Origin of the sequence: Microvirga tunisiensis (assembly GCF_009296175.1) — a bacterium.
Classification (GTDB): domain Bacteria; phylum Pseudomonadota; class Alphaproteobacteria; order Rhizobiales; family Beijerinckiaceae; genus Microvirga; species Microvirga tunisiensis.
In genome coordinates, this window is record NZ_VOSK01000016.1 from 1 (window position 1) to 26,681 (window position 26,681).

General features: G+C 62.6%; 25 protein-coding genes. 10 read left to right on the forward strand and 15 right to left on the reverse strand.

Features of this window, described 5'->3' with window-relative positions; genetic code table 11:
* Positions 1 to 146: 146 nt before the first annotated feature.
* The 4 genes from fabF to fabD form a co-directional block, all read right to left on the reverse strand.
* Positions 147 to 1,409, reverse strand: a complete 1,263-nt coding sequence (gene fabF, locus FS320_RS07235; protein WP_152710417.1) for a beta-ketoacyl-ACP synthase II — start codon at positions 1,407 to 1,409, stop codon at positions 147 to 149.
* 68 nt (positions 1,410 to 1,477) lie between these two features.
* Complete coding sequence (locus FS320_RS07240) at positions 1,478 to 1,714, reverse strand: acyl carrier protein (RefSeq protein ID WP_009764365.1); 237 nt, start codon at positions 1,712 to 1,714, stop codon at positions 1,478 to 1,480.
* Positions 1,715 to 1,948: 234 nt separating this feature from the next.
* A complete protein-coding gene (fabG, locus tag FS320_RS07245) occupies positions 1,949 to 2,686 on the reverse strand; it encodes a 3-oxoacyl-[acyl-carrier-protein] reductase (RefSeq protein ID WP_152710418.1) in 738 nt (245 codons plus the stop codon).
* 12 nt (positions 2,687 to 2,698) lie between these two features.
* Complete coding sequence (gene fabD / locus FS320_RS07250; protein WP_152710419.1) at positions 2,699 to 3,646, reverse strand: ACP S-malonyltransferase; 948 nt, start codon at positions 3,644 to 3,646, stop codon at positions 2,699 to 2,701.
* 407 nt (positions 3,647 to 4,053) lie between these two features.
* Here fabD and rpoZ point away from each other — a divergent pair, with 407 nt between their 5' ends.
* From rpoZ to FS320_RS07280, 6 genes are all read left to right on the forward strand, one after another.
* Complete coding sequence (gene rpoZ, locus FS320_RS07255) at positions 4,054 to 4,461, forward strand: DNA-directed RNA polymerase subunit omega (protein ID WP_152710420.1); 408 nt, start codon at positions 4,054 to 4,056, stop codon at positions 4,459 to 4,461.
* Positions 4,462 to 4,644: 183 nt separating this feature from the next.
* Positions 4,645 to 6,816, forward strand: coding sequence for a RelA/SpoT family protein (locus tag FS320_RS07260; protein WP_152710421.1), 2,172 nt, complete (start codon positions 4,645 to 4,647; stop codon positions 6,814 to 6,816).
* An 8-nt stretch (positions 6,817 to 6,824) separates the two neighbouring features.
* Positions 6,825 to 7,526: a gamma-glutamyl-gamma-aminobutyrate hydrolase family protein gene (locus FS320_RS07265; RefSeq protein WP_152710422.1), complete on the forward strand. Its 702-nt coding sequence runs from the start codon at positions 6,825 to 6,827 to the stop codon at positions 7,524 to 7,526.
* Between the two features lie 24 nt (positions 7,527 to 7,550).
* Positions 7,551 to 8,258, forward strand: a complete 708-nt coding sequence (locus tag FS320_RS07270; RefSeq protein WP_152710423.1) for an HAD family hydrolase — start codon at positions 7,551 to 7,553, stop codon at positions 8,256 to 8,258.
* Between the two features lie 70 nt (positions 8,259 to 8,328).
* Positions 8,329 to 8,913: an orotate phosphoribosyltransferase gene (pyrE, locus tag FS320_RS07275; protein WP_152710424.1), complete on the forward strand. Its 585-nt coding sequence runs from the start codon at positions 8,329 to 8,331 to the stop codon at positions 8,911 to 8,913.
* Positions 8,914 to 9,155: 242 nt separating this feature from the next.
* Positions 9,156 to 9,803 carry a LabA-like NYN domain-containing protein gene (locus FS320_RS07280; protein WP_152710425.1) on the forward strand — a complete coding sequence of 216 codons (648 nt, stop codon included), beginning with the start codon at positions 9,156 to 9,158 and terminating at the stop codon, positions 9,801 to 9,803.
* Between the two features lie 57 nt (positions 9,804 to 9,860).
* On the opposite strand, the gene FS320_RS07285 is transcribed toward FS320_RS07280, so the two are convergent.
* The 3 genes from FS320_RS07285 to dapA are packed head-to-tail and all read right to left on the reverse strand — an operon-like array spanning position 9,861 to position 11,806.
* Positions 9,861 to 10,391: a glycine cleavage system transcriptional repressor gene (locus FS320_RS07285; RefSeq protein WP_152710426.1), complete on the reverse strand. Its 531-nt coding sequence runs from the start codon at positions 10,389 to 10,391 to the stop codon at positions 9,861 to 9,863.
* Between the two features lie 50 nt (positions 10,392 to 10,441).
* Positions 10,442 to 10,915 (reverse strand): SsrA-binding protein SmpB, encoded by a 474-nt coding sequence (gene smpB, locus FS320_RS07290; protein WP_152710427.1) that lies wholly within the window; start codon positions 10,913 to 10,915, stop codon positions 10,442 to 10,444.
* Positions 10,916 to 10,921: 6 nt separating this feature from the next.
* Entirely contained in the window at positions 10,922 to 11,806 is an 885-nt protein-coding gene (gene dapA / locus FS320_RS07295; protein ID WP_152710428.1) for a 4-hydroxy-tetrahydrodipicolinate synthase, read from the reverse strand.
* Between the two features lie 191 nt (positions 11,807 to 11,997).
* Here dapA and FS320_RS07300 point away from each other — a divergent pair, with 191 nt between their 5' ends.
* Positions 11,998 to 14,040 (forward strand): lytic transglycosylase domain-containing protein, encoded by a 2,043-nt coding sequence (locus FS320_RS07300; protein WP_152710429.1) that lies wholly within the window; start codon positions 11,998 to 12,000, stop codon positions 14,038 to 14,040.
* Positions 14,041 to 14,086: 46 nt separating this feature from the next.
* Positions 14,087 to 14,968: an alpha/beta fold hydrolase gene (locus tag FS320_RS07305; protein WP_152710430.1), complete on the forward strand. Its 882-nt coding sequence runs from the start codon at positions 14,087 to 14,089 to the stop codon at positions 14,966 to 14,968.
* 240 nt (positions 14,969 to 15,208) lie between these two features.
* Here the strand turns inward: FS320_RS07305 and FS320_RS07310 are convergent, their stop codons facing one another.
* The 5 genes from FS320_RS07310 to FS320_RS07330 form a co-directional block, all read right to left on the reverse strand.
* Entirely contained in the window at positions 15,209 to 16,510 is a 1,302-nt protein-coding gene (locus tag FS320_RS07310) for a porin (RefSeq protein WP_152710431.1), read from the reverse strand.
* Positions 16,511 to 17,011: 501 nt separating this feature from the next.
* Positions 17,012 to 18,127: a 4-hydroxyphenylpyruvate dioxygenase gene (gene hppD, locus FS320_RS07315; RefSeq protein WP_152710432.1), complete on the reverse strand. Its 1,116-nt coding sequence runs from the start codon at positions 18,125 to 18,127 to the stop codon at positions 17,012 to 17,014.
* Positions 18,128 to 18,214: 87 nt separating this feature from the next.
* Positions 18,215 to 18,841 carry a maleylacetoacetate isomerase gene (maiA, locus tag FS320_RS07320; protein WP_162002872.1) on the reverse strand — a complete coding sequence of 209 codons (627 nt, stop codon included), beginning with the start codon at positions 18,839 to 18,841 and terminating at the stop codon, positions 18,215 to 18,217.
* Complete coding sequence (locus tag FS320_RS07325) at positions 18,838 to 19,341, reverse strand: MarR family winged helix-turn-helix transcriptional regulator (RefSeq protein ID WP_152710433.1); 504 nt, start codon at positions 19,339 to 19,341, stop codon at positions 18,838 to 18,840. The genes maiA and FS320_RS07325 overlap by 4 nt, the downstream gene beginning before the upstream one ends.
* A gap of 201 nt (positions 19,342 to 19,542) precedes the next feature.
* Positions 19,543 to 20,631, reverse strand: coding sequence for a TRAP transporter substrate-binding protein (locus FS320_RS07330; protein ID WP_162002874.1), 1,089 nt, complete (start codon positions 20,629 to 20,631; stop codon positions 19,543 to 19,545).
* A 73-nt stretch (positions 20,632 to 20,704) separates the two neighbouring features.
* Here FS320_RS07330 and FS320_RS07335 point away from each other — a divergent pair, with 73 nt between their 5' ends.
* Complete coding sequence (locus tag FS320_RS07335) at positions 20,705 to 21,721, forward strand: fumarylacetoacetate hydrolase family protein (protein WP_152710435.1); 1,017 nt, start codon at positions 20,705 to 20,707, stop codon at positions 21,719 to 21,721.
* A gap of 80 nt (positions 21,722 to 21,801) precedes the next feature.
* On the opposite strand, the gene FS320_RS07340 is transcribed toward FS320_RS07335, so the two are convergent.
* Complete coding sequence (locus FS320_RS07340) at positions 21,802 to 22,332, reverse strand: DUF4142 domain-containing protein (RefSeq protein WP_152710436.1); 531 nt, start codon at positions 22,330 to 22,332, stop codon at positions 21,802 to 21,804.
* A gap of 195 nt (positions 22,333 to 22,527) precedes the next feature.
* On the opposite strand from FS320_RS07340, the gene FS320_RS07345 reads away from it, so the two are divergent.
* Positions 22,528 to 22,743 (forward strand): dodecin, encoded by a 216-nt coding sequence (locus FS320_RS07345; RefSeq protein WP_152710437.1) that lies wholly within the window; start codon positions 22,528 to 22,530, stop codon positions 22,741 to 22,743.
* A gap of 402 nt (positions 22,744 to 23,145) precedes the next feature.
* Here the strand turns inward: FS320_RS07345 and FS320_RS07350 are convergent, their stop codons facing one another.
* Entirely contained in the window at positions 23,146 to 24,111 is a 966-nt protein-coding gene (locus FS320_RS07350; protein WP_152710438.1) for a DUF6454 family protein, read from the reverse strand.
* A gap of 639 nt (positions 24,112 to 24,750) precedes the next feature.
* Complete coding sequence (locus tag FS320_RS07355; RefSeq protein ID WP_152710439.1) at positions 24,751 to 26,562, reverse strand: ABC-F family ATP-binding cassette domain-containing protein; 1,812 nt, start codon at positions 26,560 to 26,562, stop codon at positions 24,751 to 24,753.
* Positions 26,563 to 26,681: the final 119 nt, after the last annotated feature.

The window sequence follows — 26,681 nt, forward strand, 5'->3', positions numbered from 1 at the left end:
ATGCGTTTGCCCGGCAAATGCGGCTCCATCCGATCCCACTGGTGATCTTTCAACATCAGACGAACTCCGCTCACCCAAGCCTCCGCGCCCAAAAGGAGCTTGAATCAGATTTGCGAGTCCGTCGAAAGCCTGAATGTCAACGCGCTCTAGGATACACGACGAAGAATGATCGAAGCGTTAGTCCCGCCGAACCCGAAGGAGTTCGACAGAACCACGTTGATCTCCTTGCGCTTGGCCTGCTTGGGCACGAGATCGATAGCCGTTTCCATCGACGGATTGTCGAGGTTGATGGTCGGCGGAATGATGCCGTCGCGCATGGCCAGAATCGAGAAGATCGCCTCGACGGCGCCCGCAGCACCCAGAAGGTGGCCGATCGCCGACTTGGTGGAGGACATGGAGAGCTTGCCCGCCGCATTGCCCATGATGCGCTCGACGGCCTTCAACTCCAGCTCGTCGCCGAGCGGCGTCGAGGTTCCGTGGGCGTTGACGTAGTCGATCTCGGAGACGTCGATGCCGGCGCGCTTGAGGGCCGCGGCCATGCAGCGATAGGCACCGTCGCCATCCTCAGACGGCAAGGTGATGTGGTAGGCATCGCCCGACAGGCCGTAGCCGATGACCTCGGCATAGATCTTGGCGCCGCGCGCCTTGGCATGTTCGTACTCTTCGAGCACGACGACACCGGCGCCCTCGCCCATGACGAAGCCGTCACGGTCCTTGTCGTAGGGGCGCGAGGCACGCGTCGGGTCGTCGTTGAAATTCGTAGACAGGGCGCGGCAGGCGGCGAAGCCGGCGATGGACAGCCGGTTGATCGGCGATTCCGTTCCGCCCGCGACCATCACGTCCGCATCGCCGAACGCGATCAGACGGGCCGCATCACCGATGGCGTGCGAACCGGTGGAGCAGGCGGTCACCACGGCGTGATTGGGACCCTTCAGGCCATGTTCGATGGACACGTAGCCGCCGGCCAGATTGATGAGACGGCCGGGGATGAAAAAGGGCGAGATGCGGCGCGGGCCGCGCTCGATCAGGGTCGCGGAGGCCTCGTAGATGCCCCCGATGCCGCCGATGCCGGAGCCGATCAGAACGCCGGTCGCGCACTGGTCCTCATAGGATTTGGGCTCCCAGCCCGAATCCCGCAGCGCCATGGTGGAGGCGGCCATCGCATAGACGATGAAGGGATCGACCTTGCGCTGCTCCTTGGGCTCCATCCATTCATCGGCATTGAAGGTGCCGTTGGAGCCGTCGCCGCGTGGGATCTGACAGGCGATCTGGCAGGCCAGGTCATCGGCCCGGAAATCCGTGATCCTGTTGGCGCCGCTTTGCCCCTCGACGAGGCGGGACCATGTGGCATCGACCCCGCTTCCCAGCGGGGTGACCATGCCAAGACCTGTAACAACTACCCGGCGCATGATTTCCTGCCCTATCGATCAATAAAATTCGGGCGTCGAATGAGTCATCCGACGCCCTTTTCAGCGCTTTAGGCTGCGTTCTTCTCGAGGAAGCGGATCGCGTCGCCGACCGTCACGATGGTCTCAGCCGCGTCGTCCGGGATCTCGACGTTGAACTCTTCCTCGAACGCCATCACCAGCTCGACCGTATCCAGGCTGTCGGCGCCCAGGTCGTCGATGAAGTTGGCATTGTCGGTCACCTTGTCGGCTTCGACGCCGAGGTGCTCGACAACAATCTTCTTCACGCGATCAGCGACGTCACTCATCGTATTTTCCTCAGTGGCTGCCGCCTCAGGAATTGGGCGGGTTAAGAAATCAAATTAGATCAGCTGTTCAGCTGACAACGCTGAAACGGCTACCCTGCGCCGTGCAAAGCCGCATTTTTAAGCGCCGGTCAACCCCTTTGACCTGATCGGGATCATGCTTAACACAAGCTTATCCTATCTGGCGAGGGGTGAACGACACCTGCAAACAGATTCCCGAATGGGCGATAAGTTCCTTTAGAACATAGCCATTCCGCCGTTTACGTGCAGGGTCTGGCCCGTCACGTAGGCGGCTTCGCCGGACGCAAGATAAACCACGGAGGAAGCGATTTCCTCGCCCAGGCCGAGCCGCCCCATGGGGATCGTGCCCAGGATCCCCTCGCGCTGCTTCTCGTTCAGCACGTCGGTCATGGGTGAGGCGATAAAGCCTGGAGCGACGCAGTTAACCGTGATGTTGCGGCTCGCCACCTCGGCGGCGAGCGCCTTGGTCATGCCGATCAGGCCCGCCTTGGAGGCGGCATAGTTGCCCTGCCCCGGATTGCCGGTGGAACCCACGACCGAGCCGATGTTGACGATACGGCCATAGCGGCGGCGCATCATGCCCTTCACGGCGGCCCGCGACAGGCGGAAGGAGGCGCTCAGATTCACGGCAATGACCGTATCCCACTCCTCGTCCTTCATGCGCATGAAGAGGTTGTCCTTCGTCACGCCGGCGTTGTTGACCAGGATGTCGAGCCCACCCATGGCGGCCTCGGCCGCCGGAACGAGGGCCTCGACCGAATCCTTGTCCGCCAGATTCGCCTCGACCACATGGACCCGCTCGCCCAGGGACGAAGCCAGTTCGTCGAGGGCTGCCCGCCGGGTTCCGGACAGGGTGACGGTGGCGCCCTGGGCATGGAGAGCGCGGGCGATGGCGCCGCCGATGCCGCCCGTGGCGCCGGTGACGAGAGCCTTGCGGCCAGTGAGATCGAACATGCAGGGCTCCTCTTATCCGTTCAGGGAGGCTTTGAAAGCGGCGACATCCTCAGGGGTACCGATGGCCGTGGCCGAGGCGCCGGACGCAATGCGTTTCACGAGTCCGGTCAGGACCTTACCGGAGCCGATTTCATAAAATGCTTCAACGCCCTGGGCGGCCATATGGGCCACGCTCTCGCGCCAGCGAACGGTGCCGGTGACTTGGCGAACCAAGGCATCGCGGATCGCCGCCGGGTCGGTAATGGGCGCAGCTTCCACGTTCGCGACGACCGGGACGGCGGGGGCATTGACGGTCACGGTGCCCAAGGCCTCGCGCATGGCATCGGCCGCAGGTTGCATGAGCGCGCAATGGAAGGGGGCGGACACGGCCAGCATCACGGCGCGCTTGGCGCCCTTGGTCTGGGCAATCGCCACGGCCCTTTCCACGGCAGTCTTATGGCCCGATACGACGACCTGGGCACCGCCATTGTCGTTGGCCGCATCGCAGACCTCGCCCTGCGCGGCCTCGCGGGCCACTTCGAGGGCGGCGTCGTATTCCAGGCCGAGAAGCGCCGCCATGGCGCCCTGCCCCACCGGAACGGCGTTCTGCATGGCATTGCCACGAATCCGCAGCAGGCGGGCCGTATCGGAGATGGAAAGGCTGCCGGCTGCGGCGAGCGCCGAATATTCGCCCAGCGAGTGGCCGGCGACAAAGGCGGCATGCTTCTCGAGGTCAAGGCCCGCCTCGGCCTCCAGGACCCGGATCGCCGCCAGGCTTACCGCCATCAGGGCCGGCTGTGCGTTGGCCGTCAGGGTCAATTCCTCCGCCGGTCCTTCCCACATGATGATGGAAAGTTTCTGGGAGAGAGCCGCGTCAACCTCGTCGAAAACGGCTTTGGCCTGCGGAAAGGCATCGGCAAGGGCCTTGCCCATCCCGACCGCCTGGCTCCCCTGACCGGGAAAAATGAATGCGCGCTTCATCAGGAATGGAACCCTCAATTGATCGAATTCCGCGCGGGACTCGCACCGGGGAGCCGATGAGTCAAGGCGGAGAGCACGCGGCCCCGCACTTGACCTGTTTATCAGATGAGACGCCGCCAACCAGTCAGGAGACGTCTGTCAACACCGCTCTGGCGAAAACCCAACCTGGCCAAGAGCCATCCGAAGGAATGTCCCGGCGTGTGTAGGCCCTTACGTAAGATCATCAAGGAGCGCCCGCCAGCTCATGCTATATTATGTTATAATCTATAGCTTGGGGTAAGGTCGGAGTGTGCAAACGCACTTCAGGTTAAGTCCCTGCCGGAGAACGCTTCCTCTTGTTTTCTCCTGCCAACCGGTGTATCCGGTCCCTCTTCCGATATTCTCAATGACTCAAGAAGGAGCCCCGCATGGCTCGCGTGACCGTCGAAGACTGCATCGACAAGGTCGACAACCGGTTTGAGCTCGTTCTGCTGGCCAGCCACCGGGCCCGCCTCATTTCGTCGGGCTCGCCGCTGACGATCGATCGTGACCGCGACAAGAACCCGGTCGTGGCTCTCCGCGAGATCGCGGACGAGACGATCGCTCCCGATGATCTGAAGGAGCAGCTCATCCACTCGATGCAGAAATACGTCGAGGTGGACGAGCCCGAGGCCGAAGCCGTTCCCATGCTCAGCAACACGGCTGCCGCGCCCTCGACCGGCGGCGACAACGATGCGGACGTCCAGTTCGACCGCATGAGCGAAGACGACCTGCTCCGCGGCCTCGAAGGCCTCGTGCCCCCGAGCAGCAGCGCGGACGACGACGACCGCGAATAAGCACCCGCTACGGTTTCAAAAGCCCGGCTCGATGCCGGGCTTTTTTGTTGGCCGGCTTAACCACACCCCCGCATAGGCCGCCTGCGGCAAGCTATTCGCCTTGCGGTTGGAGGACGTTGTACAATATCTTCGATAACTTCGTGATTTCAGCCAGATAACGGACCAAAAGGAGAATGCGGCCGCATGATGCGCCAATATGAACTCGTCGAGCGGGTCAAGCGCTACAACCCCTCGGCCAATGAGGCGCTTCTCAACCGTGCTTACGTGTACGCCATGATGGCCCATGGCAACCAGAAGCGCGCATCCGGCGACCTGTTCTTCGGCCATCCCCTCGAAGTGGCTGCCATCCTCACCGACCTCAAGCTCGACGAGGCGACCATCGCGGCGGCGGTTCTCCACGACACGGTGGAAGACACGCAGGCGACGCTGGAGGAGATCAACAAGACCTTCGGCCCTCAGATCGGTGCTCTCGTCGATGGGCTGACGAAAATCAAGCGGCTCGATCTCGTCTCCAAGCGGGCGGCCCAAGGGGAAAACTTTCGCAAGCTCCTTCTGGCCGTTGCGGACGACGTGCGGGTGCTGCTGGTCAAGCTCGCCGACCGCCTGCATAACATGCGCACCCTCCAGTTCATGCCGCCGGACAAGCGCAAGCGCATCGCCGAGGAGACCCTCGACATCTATGCCCCGCTCGCCGGACGCATGGGTATCCAGGAGATGCGCGAGGAACTGGAGGAGCTGTCCTTCCAGAACCTCGATCCGGAAGCCTACGAGGCCATCAAGCGTCACCTGCACGAACTCTCCACCAAGAGCGAGAAGCTCGTCGACGAGATCGAACGGACGCTGACGACCAAGCTGCGCGCCCAAGGAATCGAGGCGACGGTGACGGGGCGCCAGAAGCGGCCCTACTCCATCTGGCGCAAGATGGAGCGAAAATCCGTCTCCTTCGAGCAGTTGTCCGATATCTTCGCCTTCCGGATCATCGTGAACACCATCGATGAGTGCTACCGGGCGCTCGGCGTCGTCCATACCAGCTGGCCGATGGTGCCGGGGCGCTACAAGGACTACATCTCGACGCCGAAGCAGAACGATTACCGCTCGATCCACACCACGGTGATCGGCCCCGGAAGCCAGCGCGTGGAACTGCAGATCCGCACCGACGACATGGATGAGGTAGCGGAATACGGCATCGCCGCCCATGCCCTCTACAAGGAAGGCGTCAACGACAACTCGCGCCTCGCCACGGAAAGCCGCGCCTATCAATGGCTGCGACGCACCATCGACCTCCTGGCCGAGGGTGACAATCCGGAAGAGTTTCTCGAGCACACGAAGCTCGAACTCTTCCACGATCAGGTCTTCTGCTTCACGCCCAAGGGGCGCCTCATCGCCCTGCCGCGCGGCGCGACGCCCATCGACTTCGCCTATGCGGTGCACACCGATGTCGGCAACACGGCGGTGGGCTGCAAGATCAACGGCCGCATGTCGCCCCTTCTGACCGAATTGCAGAATGGCGACGAGGTAGAGATCGTCCGCGCCGAGGGTCAGACGCCCCCGGCGGCCTGGGAATCCCTCGTGGTCACCGGCAAGGCGCGCGCCTCGATCCGCCGCGCGACCCGCGCCGCTGTGCGCCGGCAATACACCGGACTCGGCCATCAAATCCTGGAGCGCGCCTTTGAGCGGGCCGTTCGTCCCTTCTCCGACGAGAAGCTGAAAGGCGCCCTGCCCCGTCTGGCGCGGGTGTCCGTCGAAGACGTGCTGGCGGCGGTGGGCCGAGGCGAAATGTTCTCCGGCGACGTGGTGCGGGCGGTTTATCCCGATTATCTGGACGAGCGGCGAGCCAGCTCCGACGGCAAGGGCAGCGGGCAGCCTGACGGGGCGGGCAAGAAAGGGGCGAGCGAGCATCCGGACGGCATTCCGGTCCGTGGACTCAACAAAGACATGCCGATCCGCTTCGCTTCAGATGGCGGCGCCGTGCCGGGAGACCGCATCGTCGGCATTCTCACTCCCGGTGAGGGTGTCACGATCTACCCGATTCAATCCCCGTCGCTGGCCGCGTTCGACAACGAGCCTGATCGCTGGATCGATGTGCGCTGGGATCTCGAATCGGGCTCCACGCAGCGCTTCCCCGCGCGGATCAAGCTGCAATCGATCAACGAGCCCGGATCGCTCGCCCAAATTACCCAGGTGATCGCCGATCATGACGGCAATATCGACAATGTCTCCATGAAGCGGCGCACCCAGGACTTCACCGACATGACCATCGATCTGACGGTGTGGGACCTGAAGCACCTCAACGCCATCATCGCGGAGCTGCGCGCCAAGCGTGTCGTGAGCCGCGTCGACCGCGTCACCGGATAGGACCCTCAATGTCGCGTAAGCCCCGCATCGCCGTCATCATGGATGAAAACACCACCGCAGGCGGCAGCGGATACGAGATGCCCAAGACCTATTTCACGGCCGTGCATCGCGCGGGCGGGATGCCATTTGGGATTCCCTATCTCCCCGATATGGTCGAAAGCGTCATCGCAGAATTCGACGGATTCGTCAGCGTCGGCGGACGCATCCGGTTTCCCCATGAATGGTACATCGCTGGTGACGGATCGCGGTATCCGTCGTCGGAGCGCCTCGAGGTCGAGCAGGCGCTCATGCAGGGCTTTCTCGAGCGTGACAAGCCAGTGCTCGGCATCTGCAACGGCATGCAGATGCTCGCCTGCCTTCACGGCGGGCGCATGGTGCATGAGGTCCGAAAAGCCGGCTCGCATATCCTCGACCATGACAATCGGAATGCCATACATTCCGTCGAGATCGTGCCGGGCACGATGCTGTCGCGCATCCTGGGCACGACACGGCTCGATGTGAACAGCCGCCATCAGGAGGCGGTTGTCGAGACGTCTGATCGAGCCGTCACGTCGGCCCGAGCGGATGACGGCGTGATCGAAGCCATCGAGATTCCAGGCCGGCGCTTCGCCATTGGCGTTCAGTGGCATCCGGAGGCCTTTGCCATGCAAGATCATCCCTGTAACAGCCTGTTCGGCGCCTTCGTGCAGGCGACGCAAAACAGCCCCTGAAAAAGGTCACGGCAGGGACTCCAGATGCCCATCTCCGTTCTAGGCCTCGATGCCGATGATACGCTCTGGCATAACGAAACTTTCTATCGCCTGACGCGTCAGCGCTTCAACGAACTCCTCGCCGATTTTGTCGATGCCGAGACGCTCGAAGCGGAGATCGAGGCGACGGAGAAGCGCAATCTCGGCCTCTACGGCTACGGCGCCAAGGGCTTTACGCTCTCGATGCTGGAGACGGCGCTCGCGGTCAGCAAGGGCCAAGTGCCCACTCAGGTCATTACCGAAATCCTGGCGGCCGGACGGGAGATGATGAGGCATCCGGTAGAGCCCTTCCCCGGCGTCCATGAGGCACTCGAAGAACTCTCCGCGCAATACAAGCTGATCCTGATCACCAAGGGCGACCTCTTTCACCAGGAATCGAAGCTCGCCGCATCGGGTCTCGGCAACTTCTTCTCAGGCGTCGAGATCGTGAGCGAAAAGAAGGCGCAGACCTACACGCGAATTTTCTCGCGGCATGGCGCAGGCCCGGAACATGCCGCGATGGCCGGAAACTCCGTGCGCTCGGACGTCCTGCCCGCTCTCGAGGCCGGCAGCTATGCCGTCCTCATTCCTTACCATCTCGTCTGGGCCCACGAGGATGCCCCACTCCCGACAGAACATCCTCGCTTCGCGGAACTGCCGTCGCTTGCAGACCTGCCCAGATGGCTGGTTGAGGTTGCGGATTCTTCACGATAAGGCATCCTGTTTCCCCTTGCCTCGCGCCGGTCTGCCTGCCAAAGAGCGCCGACGCAGGAGACTCGAAGCCATGACCCCGAACGAAGCTCTCGACGAATTCCGCTCCGCAGGCGCGTTGCTGGAGGGACACTTCATCCTCTCGTCCGGGCTGCACAGCCCGGTCTTCCTGCAGAAGATGTTCGTGTTCCAGGATCCGGCACGCACCGAACGGGTCTGCCGGGCGCTGGCGGAGAAGGTCAGGGAGACTTTCGGGGCCGTCGATTATGTGGTTTCGCCGGCTGTCGGCGGCATCGTTCCAGGCTACGAGACGGCCCGGCATCTGGGATGCAAGGCGATCTTCGTCGAGCGCGAGAACGGGGTGTTCGTCCTGCGCCGCGGCTTCACGATTCCGGAGGGAGCCCGCGTCGTCATGGTGGAGGACATCGTTACGACGGGACTTTCCTCTCGGGAATGTCTGGCGGCCCTGCGGGAGCATCCCGGCACGATTCTCGGCGCCGCCTGCCTCATCGATCGCTCCGGTGGCAAAGCCGATCTCGGCGCTCCCCTGGTGTCCCTCGTTCAGCTCGACATTCCGGCCTATGCACCGGGCCAGTTGCCGCCGGATTTGGCCGCCCTTCCGGCCATCAAGCCGGGCAGTCGCAATCTTAAATCATAAAAAACTGTTTATTTGTCCCACACAGGCTTGACTGCCTTGGTTCTGACAACTTGACTCTTGGAATTTACACGCCATTAAGTAATTGCCATTGTCGTTTTTACTCGTCCGAAGGGTTAATAGCAGCCTAGTTTAAGGCGCGTCATAATTTTTCCACGCAATTTAATTGCCTGCGTAAATAAAAGATGCCGCTTGAATAATGAAGGTTGTTACGCCGCTCCGGCAGACACTAATAGAGAATACTTATGTCAGCCCAGCAGCGGATTGCGCTTTTCATTGATGGCGCCAACCTTTACGCGACCACCAAAACCCTTGGCTTCGATATCGATTACAAGCGGCTCCTGAAGGAGTTTCAAGGTCGGGGCACTCTGGTCCGGGCTTTTTACTACACCGCGCTTGTAGAAGATCAGGAATATTCTTCCATCCGTCCGCTGATCGACTGGCTCGATTACAATGGCTACCGGGTGGTGACGAAACCGACCAAGGAATTCGTCGATTCCGCCGGTCGCCGCAAGGTGAAGGGCAATATGGACATCGAGCTCGCCATCGACGCGCTCGAGCTCTCCCCTTACATCGACCACATGGTCCTGTTCTCCGGCGATGGCGATTTCCGCTCCCTGGTTGAGGCCATGCAGCGCCGTGGCGTTCGGGTTTCCGTCGCCTCCACGGTCACGACTCAGCCGCCGATGGTGGCCGACGAGCTGCGCCGCCAAGCCGACGAGTTCCTCGACCTGTCGCAGCTGGCGTCCCGCATCGGACGCGACCCTTCGGACCGTCCGCAGCGCGTCGGGAACGAGAACGGCGAGCGCTCACGCCCGCAACAGCCGCGCAACGGCGCGCTCGAGAGCCGGTACGGCATCCGGCAGCCGCAGGACGGCGACGTCGATATCTGAGATTTCAGCCTCTGGCTGAATGCACATGATGGCTGGGCCTGTCCCGGCCATTTGCTGTTAAAGCGAACTCTCTTCGACCTGACAGCTGAGGCTGAGAGATCCGGCCGTATTGCTGACAGTCGCCAAGCAGAGATCCGTCTGCCCGGCGGGAATGGAAACGGCGAATCGGGTCACATAAAGGCCTCCCTCGCTATCCGGGAGCTTGCGCGCCTCGAGGCGCACGATATTGGCCTCGTATTGCTTGAAAACCTCCGAGAGGCGGGCCACGAGGCCGAGCTGATCGCCGCCGCTGATGGTGATGCGGTGGGTGATATTTCCCGCAGGACCGGGGCTCGGGTCGAAGGCATAGGGAACGGCCCGGATCTCGGCCCCGTCCAGCTCGGGAAGCAGCTTCAGGCCTGCCTCGATGTCAGCGGCCGTCAGATCCGCTGGAAGCTCGCAGAGCGCGACGAATTCGGCGCCGGAGCCCAGCGCAGCAAAGGTCGTGTCCCTCAGGTTCACGCCCACGTCAAAGAGGTGCTCCGCAATCGCCGCGACGAGACCGACCCGATCGGGGCCAAGAACCGAGACCAGAGCAACGGACGCCATGTCTTCCCTCCCAAGCCGAGAGGAGAAATCTAGCGCGGAAGAACGCTCCGTCAGCCCTTCTCGCGCATGAGACGCGCCTTCTCCCGATTCCAGGAGCGCTCTTTCTCCGTCTCGCGCTTGTCGTGTAGCTTCTTGCCGCGGCCGACGCCGAGCTCCACCTTCGCCCGCCCGCGATCGTTGAAATAGATCTTGAGCGGGATCACGGTGAACCCTTCGCGCTGGGTCGCGCCGATCAGCTTGTCGATCTGGCGCTTGTGCAGCAGCAGACGGCGCGGACGCTTCGTCTCGTGGTTGAAGCGGTTCGCCTGAAGGTATTCCGGAATATAGGCGTTGAAGAGGAAGAACTCCTCTCCCGACGGACCGGCAAAGGCCTCGCCGATGGTCGCCTTCCCCTGGCGCAGCGATTTCACTTCCGTGCCGGTCAGCGCGATCCCCGCCTCGTAGGTATCGAGGATCTCGTAATTGAACCGCGCCTTCCTGTTGTCGGCGACGACGCGGTTGGCACTCTTTGGATCTTTTGACATGAGCTCTTAAGCGTTGATCAGGCCCGCATGGACCATGGCCGAACGAACGGCCTGCCTGGCGCCCTCGGAGGCGGGCACCAGTGGCAGGCGCACCGTATCCTCCATGAGGCCGAGCAGGGACGCGGCATATTTCACGGGCGTCGGGTTGGTTTCGATGAACAGGTTGGTGTGCAGGGGCATGAGGCGGTCCTGCACCTTCAGCGCCGAGGCGTAGTCGCCGTTCAGGCAGGCGTTCTGCATCTCCGCGCAGAGCCGGGGCGCGACGTTCGAGGTGACCGAAATACAGCCATGTCCGCCATGGGCCATGAAGCCGAGCGCGGTCGCGTCCTCGCCCGAGAGCTGGATGAAATCGGGCCCCAGCACCTGCCGCTGCTGGCTCGCGCGCGCCATGTTGGCGGTCGCATCCTTCACGCCGGCGATGTTCTTGAGCTCATAGAGCCGCGCCATCGTCTCCACCGACATGTCGATGATCGAACGGCCTGGGATATTGTAGATGATGATCGGGATCCCGACGGCATCGTTGATGGCCTTGAAGTGCTGGTAGAGGCCTTCCTGCGTCGGCTTGTTGTAATAGGGCGTCACGATCAGCACCGCGTCGGCGCCGACCTTTTCCGCATGCTTGGAGAACGCGACCGCCTCCGCCGTGCTGTTGGAGCCGGCACCCGCAATCACCGGTACCCTGCCCTTCGCCTCCTCGACGCAGATCTCGACGACCCGCTCGTGTTCCTTATGGCTCAGCGTGGGGCTCTCACCCGTCGTTCCCACGGGAACGAGGCCGTTCGTCCCTTCCTGGATCTGCCAGTTGATGAAGGACCGGAACGCCGCCTCATCCACGGCTCCATCCTTGAAGGGGGTCACCAGAGCCGTGATGGAGCCTTTGAATTGGGTCATGGGGTTATCCTCGATGGTCCGCCGGGCCTTCTCTTGGGCCACAAGGGTTTTACACATAGGGGGTGCGGCGCATGCGCGCAAACGTTCGTTCAGGGAGTTGTCCTAGCTCGGCTCTTAGTGTTTCCTCAAGAGAAACGTCGTCACAATGAGATAAAAGGCGGCGGCAAGAGGGTTAGCGGATGAGCCTCAACATGCGTCCTCTCATATGTCTTGTGACATCCGTCGCGCTTGTCCCATTCCTCGTTCTCACCGTCCACGCAACCGAAACTCCTCCCGACACGCCGGGACCGGCACAATCCACCACGCTGGAAAACTTCGTGCCCGCCGCGCCGGTGCCGGGAGACCTGGATCACTTGGCCGGGATCTTCAAGGCCTATCGGGACAACGATCTGACCGAGGCTCAGATCCTCAGGACCAAGCTCACCCAGCCCGCTGCCCACGCCACCGTCGAATGGTTTGCGATCCGCAGCGGCCTCACCATGGGCCTCGATCGCATCCTCGCCTTTCAGAAGGATTACCCGGACTGGCCGGTCACGAGCCAGCTTCGGAGACGGAGTGAGGATGCGCTGCTGGCCGAGCGCAGGCCTCCTTCCCAGATTCGTGCCTTTTTCGCAAAGCAACCTCCTGGAACCCCCGCCGGGCGGATCGCCCTCGCCTTCGCTCTTCAGGCGGAAGGCCTCGGGCAGGATGCGATCGAGAAGATCCGCCATATCTGGCGGGAGGACACCTTCGGCGCCGACGCGGAGCGCCGCATCCTCGACCGCTTTCCGGATGTTCTCGCAAAATCCGACCATCGCTTCCGCATGGAGCGGCTTCTCCTGAAGGAGAATTGGGGTGGAGCCCAGCGCGCGGCCGGCTATGCGGGCAAGGAGTATGAGTTGCTCGTGAAGGCGCGAATGGCTGTCTTCCAGGGCAAGAAGAAGGCCGAGAAAGCCTTTGCCGCCGTGCCTGTCTCCCTGCGCAGCGACGCCTCCTATCTGTTCTCCAGGGCGCTGCTCCAGCGCCGGAGCAACAACCTGATGGAGGCGGCTGCGATCATCATGGAGGCGCCGCGAGATCCCGAAATGCGGGTCGACGGCGACGAATGGTGGGCCGAGCAGCGCCTGATCACCCGCGCCCTGCTCGACAAGGGCAATCCCAAGTTGGCCTATGACGTGGCAAGTCATCATGCCGCCGAATCGCCGGTGCAGCAGATCGAGGCGGAGTTTCACGCAGGGTGGATTGCTCTCCGCTTCCTGAGCGATCCGGCGACGGCCTCCAAACACTTCGCGACAGTCGCCAAAACAGCCTCGACGCCGATCTCCATCTCCCGCGTCGCCTATTGGCAGGGACGCGCGGCGGAGGAGGTCGGCCAAGGGCAGGACGCCAGAATCTACTATGAACGCGCAGCCGAGCAGCCCACGACCTATTACGGGCAACTGGCCCAGGCGAAGCTGGGTCACGCCATCTCGCTACGAAAAGTCGATCCGCTCTCGGAGGAGGAGCGCAAGGGATTCGATGCCCTCGTTCCCGTCCATGCGGTGAAACTGCTGCAGCAGATCGGCGAGCAGGATCTCGCCCTCAGCCTGTACACCGATCTCGCCCAATCCCTGAGCGATCCGGGGCAGCTCGATGCACTGGCCAGTCTGGCCACATCCCAGCAGAATCCTCGCGCGGTGCTCTCCATCGGCAAGATGGCTCTGCAACGGGGCTTCCCGCTCGATCAGCATGCCTATCCGCTTGCGGCCATTCCCGATTTCCAGCCTGTCGGCGACGAGGTCGAGCCTGCCATGGTCTATGCCATCGCCCGGCAGGAGAGTGCTTTCAATCCGCGCGCCATCTCGAGTGCGGGCGCGCGCGGACTCATGCAACTCATGCCCGCCACCGCGAAGAGAACGGCGCAGCGGTTCGGCGTCGGCTTCGACCTGAAGCGGCTGATCGAGGACCCATCCTACAATGCGAAGATCGGCTCGGCACATCTCGGCGAGCTGATGGAGGATTGGAAGGGCTCCTATATTCTCGCCTTCGCGTCCTACAATGCGGGCGGCGGCAACGTGATCAAGTGGATCAGGACCTATGGCGATCCTCGCAAGCCCGATGTGGATGAGGTCGACTGGGTCGAACGGATCCCGTTCTATGAGACGCGTAACTACGTCCAACGGGTGCTGGAGAACCTGAGGGTCTACCGGCAGCGTCTGAACGAGAAGCCCGCGCCGCTCGTTCCAGCAACGGCGGATGCGACAAGCACCAATTGATGATGCAGGATCCGGATCGTCGAAGATTTACCGAAAACGGACGGAGATGAGTTGCTCCTACCGCGACCTTTTCGTATCCGCCGCAAACGGATTACGGCTCTACGCCCGTGATTATCGCCCGCAGACGGGCGATGCGCTCCCTGTCGTATGCCTGCCCGGACTTGCCAGAACGTCCAAGGATTTTCATGACCTGGCAGAAGCCCTGAGTCATGATCCTTCATGGCCGCGCCGCGTGCTGTGCCTTGATTACCGCGGGCGTGGGCGCTCCGAATGGGACAGGGACTGGCGCAACTACGACCTCAAGGTCGAACTGAATGATACCCTGCAGGTCCTAACGGCTGCCGGAATCGGGAAGGCGATCTTCATCGGCACCTCCCGCGGCGGCTTGATCACGATGGCCCTCAGCGCGGCGCGACCTGAAATCATCGCAGGCGCGGTCTTGAACGATATCGGACCAGTCCTTGAAGCCAAGGGATTGATGCGGATCCGGAGCTATGTCGGCAAACTCCCCACGCCTCGGACCATGAGTGAGGCCGCTGACATCCTGCGTCAGAGGTCGGAGGCCCAGTTTCCCGGCTATACGGACGGGCAATGGGAGAAGATGGCGCGGGGGACCTGGCGAGAGACTGAAGATGGGCTCGTTCTGAATTACGATCCCAATCTGATGAAAACGCTCGAGGGTCTCGATCTCGAAGCGCCCCTGCCGGATCTGTGGCCCCTTTTCGAGACCATGAAGCCATTCCCCGTCCTCGCCATCCGGGGCAGCCATTCCGATCTGCTGACAACTGAGACCTTGCAGGTGATGCAGGAACGGCATCCGCACCTCACGGCTATCACGGTGCCGGAGCAGGGCCACGCCCCCTCACTTGAAGGCAATCTCATCCCAATCATCAGAGATTTTGTCGCTGGCGTTGATCTCCGGGACTGAAAGGCAGCGTCTTCCCCCTCGGGTCGAACGGAAAGGCTTGCGGAGCTAGTTCGCAGCCGGGACCTATTCCGCTTTCTTGATCTGCAGCTTTCTTGATCTGCAGCTACCGTCGCGATTACCGGAGTCCTCTTCGCCCCAACGGTTCAACTGCGTCAGCGAACCATTTGTATCGGTTGCCGGCCAAAACGAAAAACCCCGGTGTTGCCACCGGGGTTCCTCTATCCAATCAGGATAAGCCGATTAGAAGTCGCGCTGAACGCGCAGGCGGCCTTCCCAAACGTCGTTGTCCGAGCCAACCGGATCCGGACCACGCGGATCGACGTTGGCGTAGAGAACCTCAACACCGAGGTCCAGGCCAGACACCGGCGACCAGATCACGTTCGTGCCAGCGCGCCACTCGTCGAAATCGAACGCGCTTGCGTTGATCACGCTGCCCGGGAGGAAGCCCCGAATCAGGTCGTTGCCGTACTCGACGCGAGCATACGAACCGAACACGTTCTGGCGGATGGTCGGGGTCCAGTAGTGACGCAGACCACCGGCAAGCGACCAGCCTGTGCCGGTCTCGATGTCGCCATCAATGCCGACAACGGCATCAGCAATAGAGACGTTGAGCGAGCCAACGGTCGCGCTGCTGCCGAAGCCGAGGTAGCCGAGAGCGCCGTCAGCGTAGGACGCTGCGAACCAGAGGGCGTCGCCAGCCGCGAGAGACGGCAGGTTGAGCGAGCCCTGGAACGACACCGACCAGCCGAGTTCGGAGTCAGGATAGTCGAAGGCGCCCGGACCAACGGCAACAAGGTCGTCGCTGCGCAGCTGGTGCAGAGCACCGGAGAGCTGAGCCGAACCCCAGGTGCCGGCGTACTTCACGTTACCGACGAGGTCAGGATAGGTCTGACCGGCTTCGTTGAACAACGTGTTCGGGACAATGCTGACAACACCGTTGGTGGTGACCTGGCGGTTGCCAAGGAAGGTGCCAGCGAAGCGGCCTTCTTCAGCCGCCAGCGTGGCCGAGAAGCCGTTGCCGAAGGAGAAGGTGTAGGCGAACACGTTCACGGTCGGAGCGTCCGAGAAGCGGAGCGTGCCGAAGTGGCCCGTGGGCAGGTCGCTGTTGTCGTAGAACGACACCGTACGACCGGCGGTGAGGCCGCCGAACTGAATGAAGGCCTGGTCGACGTTGGCCGTCGTGGCGCTGAAGCCGTACACGCCGGTGTCGCGGGTCATCTCGAAGCGCACGAAGGTGCGGAGCAGACCATAAGCGGTGGCGGTGCGGGCGTCGATGTTCAGACGACCACGAGTACGGAAGCCGATGGCATCCTGCGAGCGGTCGAGCGGCTCGACATAGCGGAACTCGGCGCGAACACGGCCGCCGACGCGGAGGCAGGTTTCGGTGCCGGGGATGTAGAAGAAGCCTGCGCCGTAGGTGGAGCAGACGCGAACGTATTCGACAGCAGCGGCCTTCTTCGCGGGAAGGTCGGCGGCTTGAGCTCCGGCAACAGCCGCGAGACCCGCGACCGATCCGAGAAAGAGGCTCTTAGCGAGCTTCATGGTTAAACCTCCAAAGTTTCGAGACCCTGGGGGGCCGGGTTTTTGTGCTTCGAATGCTTCAACGAAGCCCTAAACACGTCCCTTTTCCCCTAAGTACCCGGCGGCCCGCCTTTTCGGTCGAACTCACCAGGAAGACGACTGGGGTGCCCCCGTCGCTGCAGCCACATTATCCAGGACTGGACCGCAAGCAACTGAATGAAGGCGCAAAACGGGCAAGAGCCGGGGCTTTTCAGGGGCATGTTGCACAAACGCAACGTTCAAAGCTGAGTTCTTTACTTTTCGTTAAGACTCTGACCCTGGAGTTGACAAATCCTTAAGGAAAAAGGGTTTGGACTTTGTCTGATCACCACTCAGGTGGCTCGAATGGAAGTTTTGCGGAGGCAGAGGATAAACCGGCCCCTGTGAATAACGCCCGTCACAGTTTCGATAGTTCGCTCTCCCAGAGCCAATAAAAAAGGCCGAGCGAGCCCGGCCTCTCTCGAATCGTCGGCCTGTCAGAGCTTAGGCAACCTTCGGACCGATCACGCCTCGGCGAATCTGGTCTTCTTCGATCGATTCGAAGAGGGCCTTGAAGTTGCCCTCGCCGAATCCGTCATCGCCCTTGCGCTGGATGTACTCGAAGAAGATCGGCCCGATGGCGGTCTTGCCGAAGCGCTGGAGCAGCACTTTCGTGAAGCCGCCCTCGACTACGCCCTCGCCGTCGATCAGAATTCCGTTTCTCTTGAGGCGCTCGAGAGGCTCCTCGTGGCTGGGCAGGCGCTTGTCGATACGGCCGTAATAGATCTCGTTCGGGGCGGGCATGAACTCAAGCCCGCCCTCGATGAGCGTCTCGATGGATTCGTAGAGATCGTGCGAGCCGAGAGCCACGTGCTGGATGCCCTCGCCCTTGTATTCCTGCAGATATTCCTCGATCTGCCCCGTCTCGCCCGCGTCCTCGTTGATCGGGATGCGAATCTTGCCGTCAGGGCTCGTCATGGCGCGGGAGTGCAGACCTGTCAGCTTGCCTTCGATGTCGAAGTAGCGGATCTGGCGGAAGTTGAAGAGACGCTCGTAGAAGCCCGCCCATTCGTTCAGGCGCCCGCGATAGACGTTATGGGTCAGGTGATCGATGTAATAGAGGCCGACGCCCTTCGGCTTCGGATCGGGCTCGCCTAGCCACTCGAAGTCGACGTCGTAGATGGAGCCTTTCGCGCCATAGCGGTCGACGAAATAGATCTGCAGGCCGCCGATTCCCTCGATAGCCGGGATCTCGAGCTCATTGGGGCCGACCTGGGTTTGCACCGGCTTGGCGCCCATGGAAAGCGCGCGGTCATAGGCGTATTTCGCATCGGCGACCCGAAAGGCCATGGCCGGAGCCGACGGGCCGTGCTGGCTGGCGAAACGCTCGGCAAAGGAGCCCGGCTGCGCATTGACGATGAAATTGATATCGCCCTGGCGATAGAGAATGACGTTCTTCGAACGGTGCCTGGCGACGGCGCTGAAGCCCATCGTCTTGAAGAGACGATCCAGAGCCTGCGGGTCGGGATGGCAGAATTCCACGAATTCGAAGCCGTCGGTGCCCATGGGGTTCTCTTCGGAAATGGCGGCTGGCGGCGCATCGTGCGGGAATGGTCCCATGATTATCCTCCTGTCGTGCCTCTGCCGATCGAGAGGCCTCTGCTTGTGAAAACAACGCATTCGCCCGGTAACGGATGCGATTCTTCTTCAGGTTGCGTCAGGCTGATTGGCCGGAGCGGCGTCCTGAAAGGCTTTGTGCGCGGCGCAAGCCGCATCCACCGCGGCGATCTTGGGATAGGGATCGAGCGGGACGTCGAAGCGCCGGGCGTTGAAGACTTGCGGTACGAGATAAACGTCGGCCAGCGTGATCCGGGGACCGAAAGCATAGGGTCCTGGCCCGAGCAGGGTTTCGATAACCTCGAAACCCTCCCGCACCCAATGGGCATACCATTCGTCGGCAGCGGCCTTGTCGTGCCCGAGTCGGTTCTTGAGATAGGCCAGCGTTCCGGAATTATTGAGCGGATGGATATCGCAGGCGATCAAGCTGGCAATCGCCCGCACCTTGGCGCGGTTGACGGCACCGACCGGCAGCAAGGGAGGCTCCGGATAAACCTCGTCGAGATATTCGAGGATGGCTGGAGACTGGATCAGGGTCGTGGCGCCGATATCGAGGGATGGCACGCGCTTCTGAGGATTGACGGCCTTGTAGCCCTCCTCGCGCTGCTCCCCTTTCAACAGATTGATCGACACGGATTCGTACGTCACGCCCTTCAGGTTGAGGGCGATCCTGACCCTGTAGGCCGCAGACGAACGGAAATAGGTATAGAGCTTCACGCGTCACCCTCCTCGATCGTTTCAGGCGCCAGCGACCGGGCCTGCTGGGTGAGCTTGTCGATCAAGGCGGCAAGCGTCTTCTGTTCCTGAGGCGTCAAGACCGACAGGAGACGTTCCTCAACGGCAAGAGCCTCAGGAGCCACCGCCTCGTAGATCGCCCGCCCTTCCGGTGTCAGGGCCAGCCACTCCTCCCGGCGGTCCTCGAGATTGGGGCGACGAACAATGAGGCCGCGCTTCTCGAGCGCCGAGACGGCCCGTGAAACGGTGGACTTATGCATGACGCCGTCGGGTGCCATGTCCCGCGCCGTGCGGGCCTCATATTGCCCAAGGGTCACGATGACCCGCCAGGCCGGGATCGAGAGACCGAAGCGCTCGGCGTAGATCTGGGCGAGCGCACTCGACGTCAGTCCGGCCAGAACATTGAGCCTGTACGGCAGAAACTGCTCCAGAACCACCAGCGGCTCGGGCTCTCTCTTCTTCGCTGCAGATCCAGTTGCCATCGTCCCGCCAATCGTTGCAGAAGCAACTAGTAGCAGAGTTCGTTGCACGGGCAACTAGATTTTCCGACCTTAGGTCAAGTGTGATCAAACAAAAACGGCGCGGTCGGATCAACCGACCGCGCCGTTTTTGGAATCTTGCGATTATGCCGAGCCGTGAGTGCTGACGAAACCTAAGGCCCTCGGAGCATAGCCGCTCCCGGCCTACGCCCGCCCGCGGGTGCGGATCATGAAGGTGTCGAAGGCGTATTCGTTGAGCTGCCACCAGGGCAGAACATCGTTGCGATAGGCCACCATGGAATCGTAGGCCTTCTTGAAATCCGCGTTCTTGGCCGAGAGCTCGGCATAGAGCTCGTTGGCCGCCTTGAGCGAGGCCTCCATGATGGCCGGAGAGAAGGTGCGCAGCTCCGCGCCGGCGCCGACCATGCGGCGCAGAGCTTGGCCGTTCACCGCATCATATTTGGCCAGCATCCAGTTGTTCGCCGCTTCCGTCGCCTGGTTCATGATGGCTTGGTACTGCTTTGGCAGCTCGTTCCACTTCTGCTGGTTGACCACGAGGTGTAGCATGGCGCCGCCCTCCCACCAGCCGGGCGCGTAATAGTATTTGGCAACTTTCAGGAAGCCGAGCTTCTCGTCGTCGTAGGGACCGACGAACTCGGCCGCGTCGAGGGTGCCGCGCTCCAGGGCCGGATAGACGTCGCCGGGAGCGAGTTGCTGCGGCACGACGCCGAGCTTGGCCAGGACCTGACCGCCCAGGCCGCCGATGCGGAACTTGAGGCCCTTCAGGTCGTCGACCGTGTTGATTTCCTTGCGGAAGAAGCCGCCCATCTGGGTGCCGGAATTGCCGCACACGAGGGAGGTGCAGTTATACTTGCCCATCACCTCGTTGATGATCTCCTTGCCGCCGGCGAAGTGCCACCAGGAATGGAGCTGGCGCGCGTTGAGGCTGAAGGGCAGGCCCGTGCCCATGCCCAGAGCCGGCTCCTTGCCGATGTAGTAGTAGAGCGGGGTGTGGGCGCATTCCACGGAACCGTTCTGCACCGCGTCCATGGCCTGCAGGCCACCGACGATCTCGCCGGGGGCGAAGACCTGGATCTGAAACTTGTTGTCGGTTGCCTCCGCCATGTACTTGGCGAAGGTCTGGGCGGTGCCGAAGATCGTGTCCAGGGATTTCGGGAAGCTCGAGGTCAGACGCCAGCGGATCTCCGGCATGCTCTGGGCGATCGCCGGGGCGGCCACCGTACCGGCCGCAGCCGCGAGCCCTGCCCCTTTCAGGAAGTTTCTTCTCTTCATCGTCGTCATTGGCGTTTCCCCGGAAAGCATTCTGTTGCAAGTTGAATGGACCATAACAACCTGGTCGGTGGCAATGAAGCTCTCTTCCCTCAACCAAGGCCGTGACGGCCGCCTCGTCATCGTGTCGAAAGACCTGACCCGCGCGACGGATGCTTTTTTCATTGTTCCGACGCTACAGCAAGCCTTGGACAATTGGGAAAAAGTCGAGCCTCAATTGCGGGATCTCGCGGAACAGCTGGAGCACGGCTCGGTCCCGGCCTTCCGCTTTCACGAGCACGACTGCGCCTCGCCCCTGCCCCGCTCCTATCAATGGGCGGACGGCTCGGCCTACGTGAACCATGTCGAGCTGGTGCGGAGGGCTCGCGGCGCCGAGATGCCGGCCTCCTGGACCGACCCACTCATGTACCAGGGCGGCTCCGATTCCTTTCTCGCGCCGCGGGACCCGATCCAGGTCACCGACGAGGCCCATGGAATCGACTTCGAGGCCGAAGTCGCGGTGATCACCGACGACGTCCGGATGGGCGCGACACGGGAGGATGCAGCCCGAGCCATCCGGCTGATCGTTCTGGTCAACGACGTCTCCATGAGAAACCTGATCCCCGCCGAGCTGGCGAAGGGTTTCGGCTTCTTCCACGCCAAGCCTTCCTCGACCCTCTCGCCCGTGGCCGTTACGCCCGACGAGCTGGGCGACGCCTGGGACGGCGGCAAGCTCCACCTGCCCCTGCTCTCCAGCCTCAACGGCAAGCCTTTCGGCAAGCCCGATGCGGGCGTCGACATGACCTTCGACTTCCCGACCCTGATCGCCCACGCGGCCAAGACCCGGCCGCTCGGAGCCGGCACGATCATCGGCTCCGGCACGGTCTCCAACAAGGACGAGGCCGGCGGACCGGGCAAACCCATCGATCAGGGCGGCCTCGGCTATTCCTGCCTCGCGGAGCTGCGCACGGTGGAAACACTTCTCCACGGCGAGCCGCGCACCCCCTTCATGCGCTTCGGCGACACGATCCGCATCGAGATGAAGGACAAGGCGGGCCACTCGATCTTCGGCGCCATCGAGCAGGAGGTCCAAGCCTATCGGAAGGAAGGCTGAAGCCTCGAGCGGTTCAGCCTCAACCAAAAAAGCGCCGCCGGAAATCTCCCGGCGGCCTGACTTAGGAACAGCGGAAACTCTTACATGGCGCGGGCTGCGCCGCCGCTGAGGCTCTGGACATGTTCCAGATGCATTTCCAGGACGGGCAGGGTCGCGCCGGCGAACTGCGCAAGCTGCGGCACGTCGCCGTTCTGCGAGTAGGACGTGAACAGGGCCACGGCCTCCTGGTGCGCCATGAGCTGGGCGTTCACATAGGCCGCATCGAAGTTGGGGGCGGCTTGGACGGTCGCCAGCATCTGCTGGTGCTTGGCGTTCATGGCGGGCGGCGGCGTCGGCAGGCCGGCGCGACGCACCACCGATGTCATGCGGCGCGAGGCTGCGTTGTGATCACGGATCATCTGCTGGGCGAAGCGACGAACCTCGGGGTCGCGCGAACGCTGCAGGGCCAGGCGGCTCGACTCGATCTCGAACAGGTTCGAGGACGTCGCCGTAGGCACGAATTCGGCCGCACTGGTGACCGCAACGGGTGCAGGAGCCGAGGCCATCGGGGTCATGCAGCCGGCAACCCCAAGCGCCAGGGCGCTCGAAACAAACAATATCTTGAGGTTCATCGCAGAAAGTCCTTCCTCCGCCCGACCCCGTATGGTCGAGCTGACGGCTCCAAACGACGAGTCACCGTCGTAAGTTCCTGGCGCCCGGACTTTTTCCTTCGGCGACGCACATAAACCTTCGCAAAGATCCGAACCCTGTAGGCAAATGCCGGCAGCGCTCTAGCTCACTCTTTTCGGCCCAGCATGGAGCGCCTCATGGATGACCATGTCTACAAGATCGTCGAGCTCGTCGGCTCGTCCGAAACCAGCATCGAGGATGCCATCCAGACGGCGGTCCGCCGCGCGAGCCAGAGCTTGAGAAACCTGCGCTGGTTCGAGGTCGTCCAAACCCGCGGCCACGTCGCGGATGGCGAGGTACGCCACTATCAGGTGGTGCTCAAGGCCGGGTTCACCCTGGAGGCAGGGGAGTAATCCGCCGTTTGCTCGTTCGACTCGAACGGCGGCACCGGACACTCCACTGTCATTCCCGCCCGGAGATGGCGAAAGCCATCGGAGGGGAAGTGAATTCACTCGTACCCTCGGCACGATGGACCCCCTTCCCGCATTTCGTGCGCCGGGGGTGACACACGACCACGTCATGGCCGGCCTCGTGCCGGCCATCCCGATCCTGTGAAGCGATGCGCTTTTCCAATCGAGATCACCGGCACAAGGCCGGTGATGACGTGAGACCGAACACAAGGCCCGCACGACCTTTCCCCATCATGGCCGGGCTTGTCCCGGCCATCTCGATTGCTGTGAGCGCAGCGCTCGTCATAATCGGGATCACCGGGACAAGCCCGGTGATGACGTGAGATTTGCAGCGCGACCGGAGCGCTACTTCACCTCGGCGTCGTAGATGTAGAGCGTGGACTTGTCGTCCTCGGGCATGAAATAGCCGCGGATCCCCGCATCGCTCGCCTCCATCCAGACCGGATTGTGGGTCATGTCGAAGCCTGAGGCGGACCAGAGCAGCACCGGCGTCTGGAAGATCGGGCGGCCGTCGGCGAGGCTGACGAGATCGAGCCCGCCGAGCCGGAACGGGGCCGCCTCGGGCGTGATGCGCATCTCGGTCACGCCCGAGCACAGCATGCGGCTTTTGCCGGCATATTTGCAGTCCTGGTAATCGAGATAATGCGACGTGTTCAGCGCCCTCAGCTTCTCAGGGCTTTCGCTCGCGTTCGTGGGCTTTCCGTTCGCGTCGAGAGACCAGCGGTAGAAGCGGCGCGAGCCCCAGCTCACCCCATGCAGGGTCTTGTCGTCGGTGTTGTGCACCACCCCGCCGACATGATCGGGAAAGCGGAACATCTCCTCGGCCTTCATGGTCTCCGGATCGACGCGATAGACGATGGAGCGGCTGTTCGGCCGGTACTCGGCCACGGGAACCCAGATATGCTTCCCGTCGTAGTCGATCCCGCCCGGATGATAGACCGTGCCCTCGCCGAGGGTGATGTCGGCAATCAGGTTGCCTTTCATGTCGATCTTGAACAGGTGCCCGACGCCGGCACCCGTATCGCGGTCGTATCCGTCGACCGGCTGCGGGAACCGCTTGGTCGGCTCCTTGATCTCGACCGAGGACACGAACAGCGTGTCGCCGATCTTCACCATGCCCTGCGGGTGATGGGTCAGGAAATTGATCGGAACGGCCGAAACGGGCTTCCACTGGGTGCCGCGCGACAGCTTCGTCACACGCTCGGCCAAAGCGTCCCGGTCGGGTTCCGCCGCCATGAGAGCCGCGGGCGCGACCCCGAGGCAGAGCATCGTCAGAATCGTGGTCAGGCAACGTCTCGAAAAGCAGTTCATCGCGTTCCTCCGTCAGTGACGATCCGCTTCTAGCGAGCGGGTGACGTCACTTTAGTGAAGCAGAGGATCTTGTCAGCTTCTCTCTTCACGTCATCACCGGCCTTGTGCCGGTGATCTCGGCTGGAAAGGCGCTGCGCTCCAAACGATCGGGATGGTCGGGACGGGCCCGGCCATGACGTGGAGGGGGGGTGCAACGGTGTCATTCCCGGCCGGAAGCGGCGAAAGCCGCTGGAGGGGAAGGGAATTCATAGCGATAGAGCCCGTGAGTGGATCCCCTTCCCGGTCCTTTGGACCGCCGGGGATGACGGCAGATGGAATGATAGCGCCAGCAATCTCCATGAGGGCTGAACGCCTTCCCCATCCTCTCACGTGATGGCCGGCCTTGTGCCGATGATCTCGCTTTCAACTCTCTCACACCTCATCCTGAGGAGCAGACGCAGTCCGCGTCTCGAAGGAGGATCCAGAGAGCACTGAATCCTCCTTCGAGACAGTCGCTTCCGCGACCTCCTCAGGATGAGGGCAGTGTGTCTTAAAGCATGGATGACCGGCACAGGGCCGGCCATCACGTCGTGACTGACATTCCTCGAAGGACGCACAGCGGAGAAGAGGTCCATAGCGCCGTACATGGCCTGCCCGGCCCTACCCCTCCAGCTCCTCGCGCAGCATCTCCAGCTCCAGCCACCGCTCCTCGGCCGCGTGCAGCTCCGTCTGAAGCTGCGTGAGCGCATCCATGGCCTTCTGGAACCGGGCCGGATCGCGGGAATAGAGTTCGGGATCGGCGAGGATCTCCTGCACCTTGGCGATCCTGGCTTCCATCTCGCCCATGCGCTTGGGCAGCGTCTTGAGGTCGTGCTGCTCGTTGAAGGAGAGCTTGCGCTTGCCTTGAGCCGGAGCCGAGGCCGCCGGCCTGTCGGCGCTCTTCGGCTTCGATTCCTTTTCGACGACACGGGCCTGAACGCCGCGCCCGCGCTGAGCCACCATGTCGGTGTAACCGCCCGCATATTCGAGCCAGCGCCCCTCACCTTCCGACACCAGGACGGAGCTCACCGTGCGGTCGAGAAAGTCGCGGTCGTGGCTGACCAGGATCACAGTGCCGGAATAGTCCTGGATCATCTCTTCGAGGAGGTCGAGGGTTTCCAGATCGAGATCGTTGGTCGGCTCGTCGAGCACGAGCAGGTTGGACGGTTGGGCCAGGGCGCGGGCCAGCATGAGGCGGTTGCGCTCGCCACCCGAGAGCACGCCCACAGGGGTGCGGGCCTGCTCGGGCGAGAACAGGAAATCCTTCATGTAGCCGATGACGTGCTTGGTCTGCCCGCCGATGGTGACCGTGTCGCCGCGCCCGCCGGTCAGGGTCTCGACCACGGTGGCGTCGGGATCGAGACTCGCGCGGCGCTGGTCGAGGGTGACCATCTGCAGGTTGGAGCCGAGACGAACCCGGCCCCCGTCCGGATCCAGGACACCGGTGAGCATATTGATGAGGGTCGTCTTGCCGGCGCCGTTCGGACCGATGATGCCGAGGCGGTCGCCGCGCAGGACGCGTAAGGAAAGGTTCGACACGATTGCGCGGTCGCCGTAGGTCTTCGAGATGCCCTCCGCCTCGACCACGAGGGTGCCGGACTGCTCCGCCTCGGCCAAACTCACGTTGACCGTGCCAACGGCGCGCGTGCGCTCGCGGTATTGCTGGCGCATGGCGTGGAGGTTGCCGAGGCGCCGCACGTTGCGCTTGCGCCGCGCCGTCACTCCGTAGCGCAGCCAGTCCGCTTCGGCCACGAGCTTGCGCCCGAGCTTGTGGTGCTCGGCCTCCTCCTGCTCCAGGACCTGATCGCGCCATTCCTCGAAATGGGCAAAGCCCCGATCCATGCGGCGGGTCCTGCCCCGGTCGAGCCAGATCGTGGCCTGGGAGAGGCTTTCCAGGAAACGGCGATCGTGGCTGATGAGCACCATCGCCGAGCGGAGGCTCTTCAGCTCGCCTTCGAGCCACTCGATCACCGGCAGGTCGAGATGGTTCGTCGGCTCGTCGAGCAGCAGGATGTCGGGCTGAGGCGCCAGCACGTGGGCAAGCGCCGCGCGGCGGGCCTCGCCGCCGGAAAGGTCGGCGGACTTCTCGTCTCCGGTCAGACCCAGCTGCTCCAGCAGATAGCGCGCCCGGTAGTGATCGTCGCCCGGTCCAAGCCCCGCCTCCACATAGGCGAGCGTCGTGGGATAGGCGGAGAGATCCGGCTCCTGCGCCAGATAGCGCACGGTTGCTCCCGGCTGCACGAAGCGCTTGCCACGGTCCGCCTCGATGAGCCCTGCGGCGATTTTAAGCAGGGTGGACTTGCCCGAGCCATTGCGGCCGACAAGGCAGGCCCGCTCGCCCGGCGAAACGGAAAGCTCGGCGCTCTCGACCAACGGCGTGCCGCCGAAGGTGAGCGCGATATCTTGGAGGAGAAGAAGAGGAGGAAGCGCCATTCCCGCTCACCTGACACCTCTCAGTCGCAGATGCAAGACCGCTCGCCTCGGTTAAGGCATTGTCCGGAAAACCGGACCATTCTTCCTGTCGATGCGTGAGAAGGGTGGACGGTCTCCGA

Coding starts and splice junctions, on each gene's coding strand:
- fabF (WP_152710417.1), bottom strand. CDS start 1,409: ATGCGCCGGGTAGTTGTTACAGGTCTTGGCATGGTCACCCCGCTGGGA.
- FS320_RS07240 (WP_009764365.1), bottom strand. CDS start 1,714: ATGAGTGACGTCGCTGATCGCGTGAAGAAGATTGTTGTCGAGCACCTC.
- fabG (WP_152710418.1), bottom strand. CDS start 2,686: ATGTTCGATCTCACTGGCCGCAAGGCTCTCGTCACCGGCGCCACGGGC.
- fabD (WP_152710419.1), bottom strand. CDS start 3,646: ATGAAGCGCGCATTCATTTTTCCCGGTCAGGGGAGCCAGGCGGTCGGG.
- rpoZ (WP_152710420.1), top strand. CDS start 4,054: ATGGCTCGCGTGACCGTCGAAGACTGCATCGACAAGGTCGACAACCGG.
- FS320_RS07260 (WP_152710421.1), top strand. CDS start 4,645: ATGATGCGCCAATATGAACTCGTCGAGCGGGTCAAGCGCTACAACCCC.
- FS320_RS07265 (WP_152710422.1), top strand. CDS start 6,825: ATGTCGCGTAAGCCCCGCATCGCCGTCATCATGGATGAAAACACCACC.
- FS320_RS07270 (WP_152710423.1), top strand. CDS start 7,551: ATGCCCATCTCCGTTCTAGGCCTCGATGCCGATGATACGCTCTGGCAT.
- pyrE (WP_152710424.1), top strand. CDS start 8,329: ATGACCCCGAACGAAGCTCTCGACGAATTCCGCTCCGCAGGCGCGTTG.
- FS320_RS07280 (WP_152710425.1), top strand. CDS start 9,156: ATGTCAGCCCAGCAGCGGATTGCGCTTTTCATTGATGGCGCCAACCTT.
- FS320_RS07285 (WP_152710426.1), bottom strand. CDS start 10,391: ATGGCGTCCGTTGCTCTGGTCTCGGTTCTTGGCCCCGATCGGGTCGGT.
- smpB (WP_152710427.1), bottom strand. CDS start 10,915: ATGTCAAAAGATCCAAAGAGTGCCAACCGCGTCGTCGCCGACAACAGG.
- dapA (WP_152710428.1), bottom strand. CDS start 11,806: ATGACCCAATTCAAAGGCTCCATCACGGCTCTGGTGACCCCCTTCAAG.
- FS320_RS07300 (WP_152710429.1), top strand. CDS start 11,998: ATGCGTCCTCTCATATGTCTTGTGACATCCGTCGCGCTTGTCCCATTC.
- FS320_RS07305 (WP_152710430.1), top strand. CDS start 14,087: ATGAGTTGCTCCTACCGCGACCTTTTCGTATCCGCCGCAAACGGATTA.
- FS320_RS07310 (WP_152710431.1), bottom strand. CDS start 16,510: ATGAAGCTCGCTAAGAGCCTCTTTCTCGGATCGGTCGCGGGTCTCGCG.
- hppD (WP_152710432.1), bottom strand. CDS start 18,127: ATGGGACCATTCCCGCACGATGCGCCGCCAGCCGCCATTTCCGAAGAG.
- FS320_RS07325 (WP_152710433.1), bottom strand. CDS start 19,341: ATGGCAACTGGATCTGCAGCGAAGAAGAGAGAGCCCGAGCCGCTGGTG.
- FS320_RS07330 (WP_162002874.1), bottom strand. CDS start 20,631: ATGAAGAGAAGAAACTTCCTGAAAGGGGCAGGGCTCGCGGCTGCGGCC.
- FS320_RS07335 (WP_152710435.1), top strand. CDS start 20,705: ATGAAGCTCTCTTCCCTCAACCAAGGCCGTGACGGCCGCCTCGTCATC.
- FS320_RS07340 (WP_152710436.1), bottom strand. CDS start 22,332: ATGAACCTCAAGATATTGTTTGTTTCGAGCGCCCTGGCGCTTGGGGTT.
- FS320_RS07345 (WP_152710437.1), top strand. CDS start 22,528: ATGGATGACCATGTCTACAAGATCGTCGAGCTCGTCGGCTCGTCCGAA.
- FS320_RS07350 (WP_152710438.1), bottom strand. CDS start 24,111: ATGAACTGCTTTTCGAGACGTTGCCTGACCACGATTCTGACGATGCTC.
- FS320_RS07355 (WP_152710439.1), bottom strand. CDS start 26,562: ATGGCGCTTCCTCCTCTTCTTCTCCTCCAAGATATCGCGCTCACCTTC.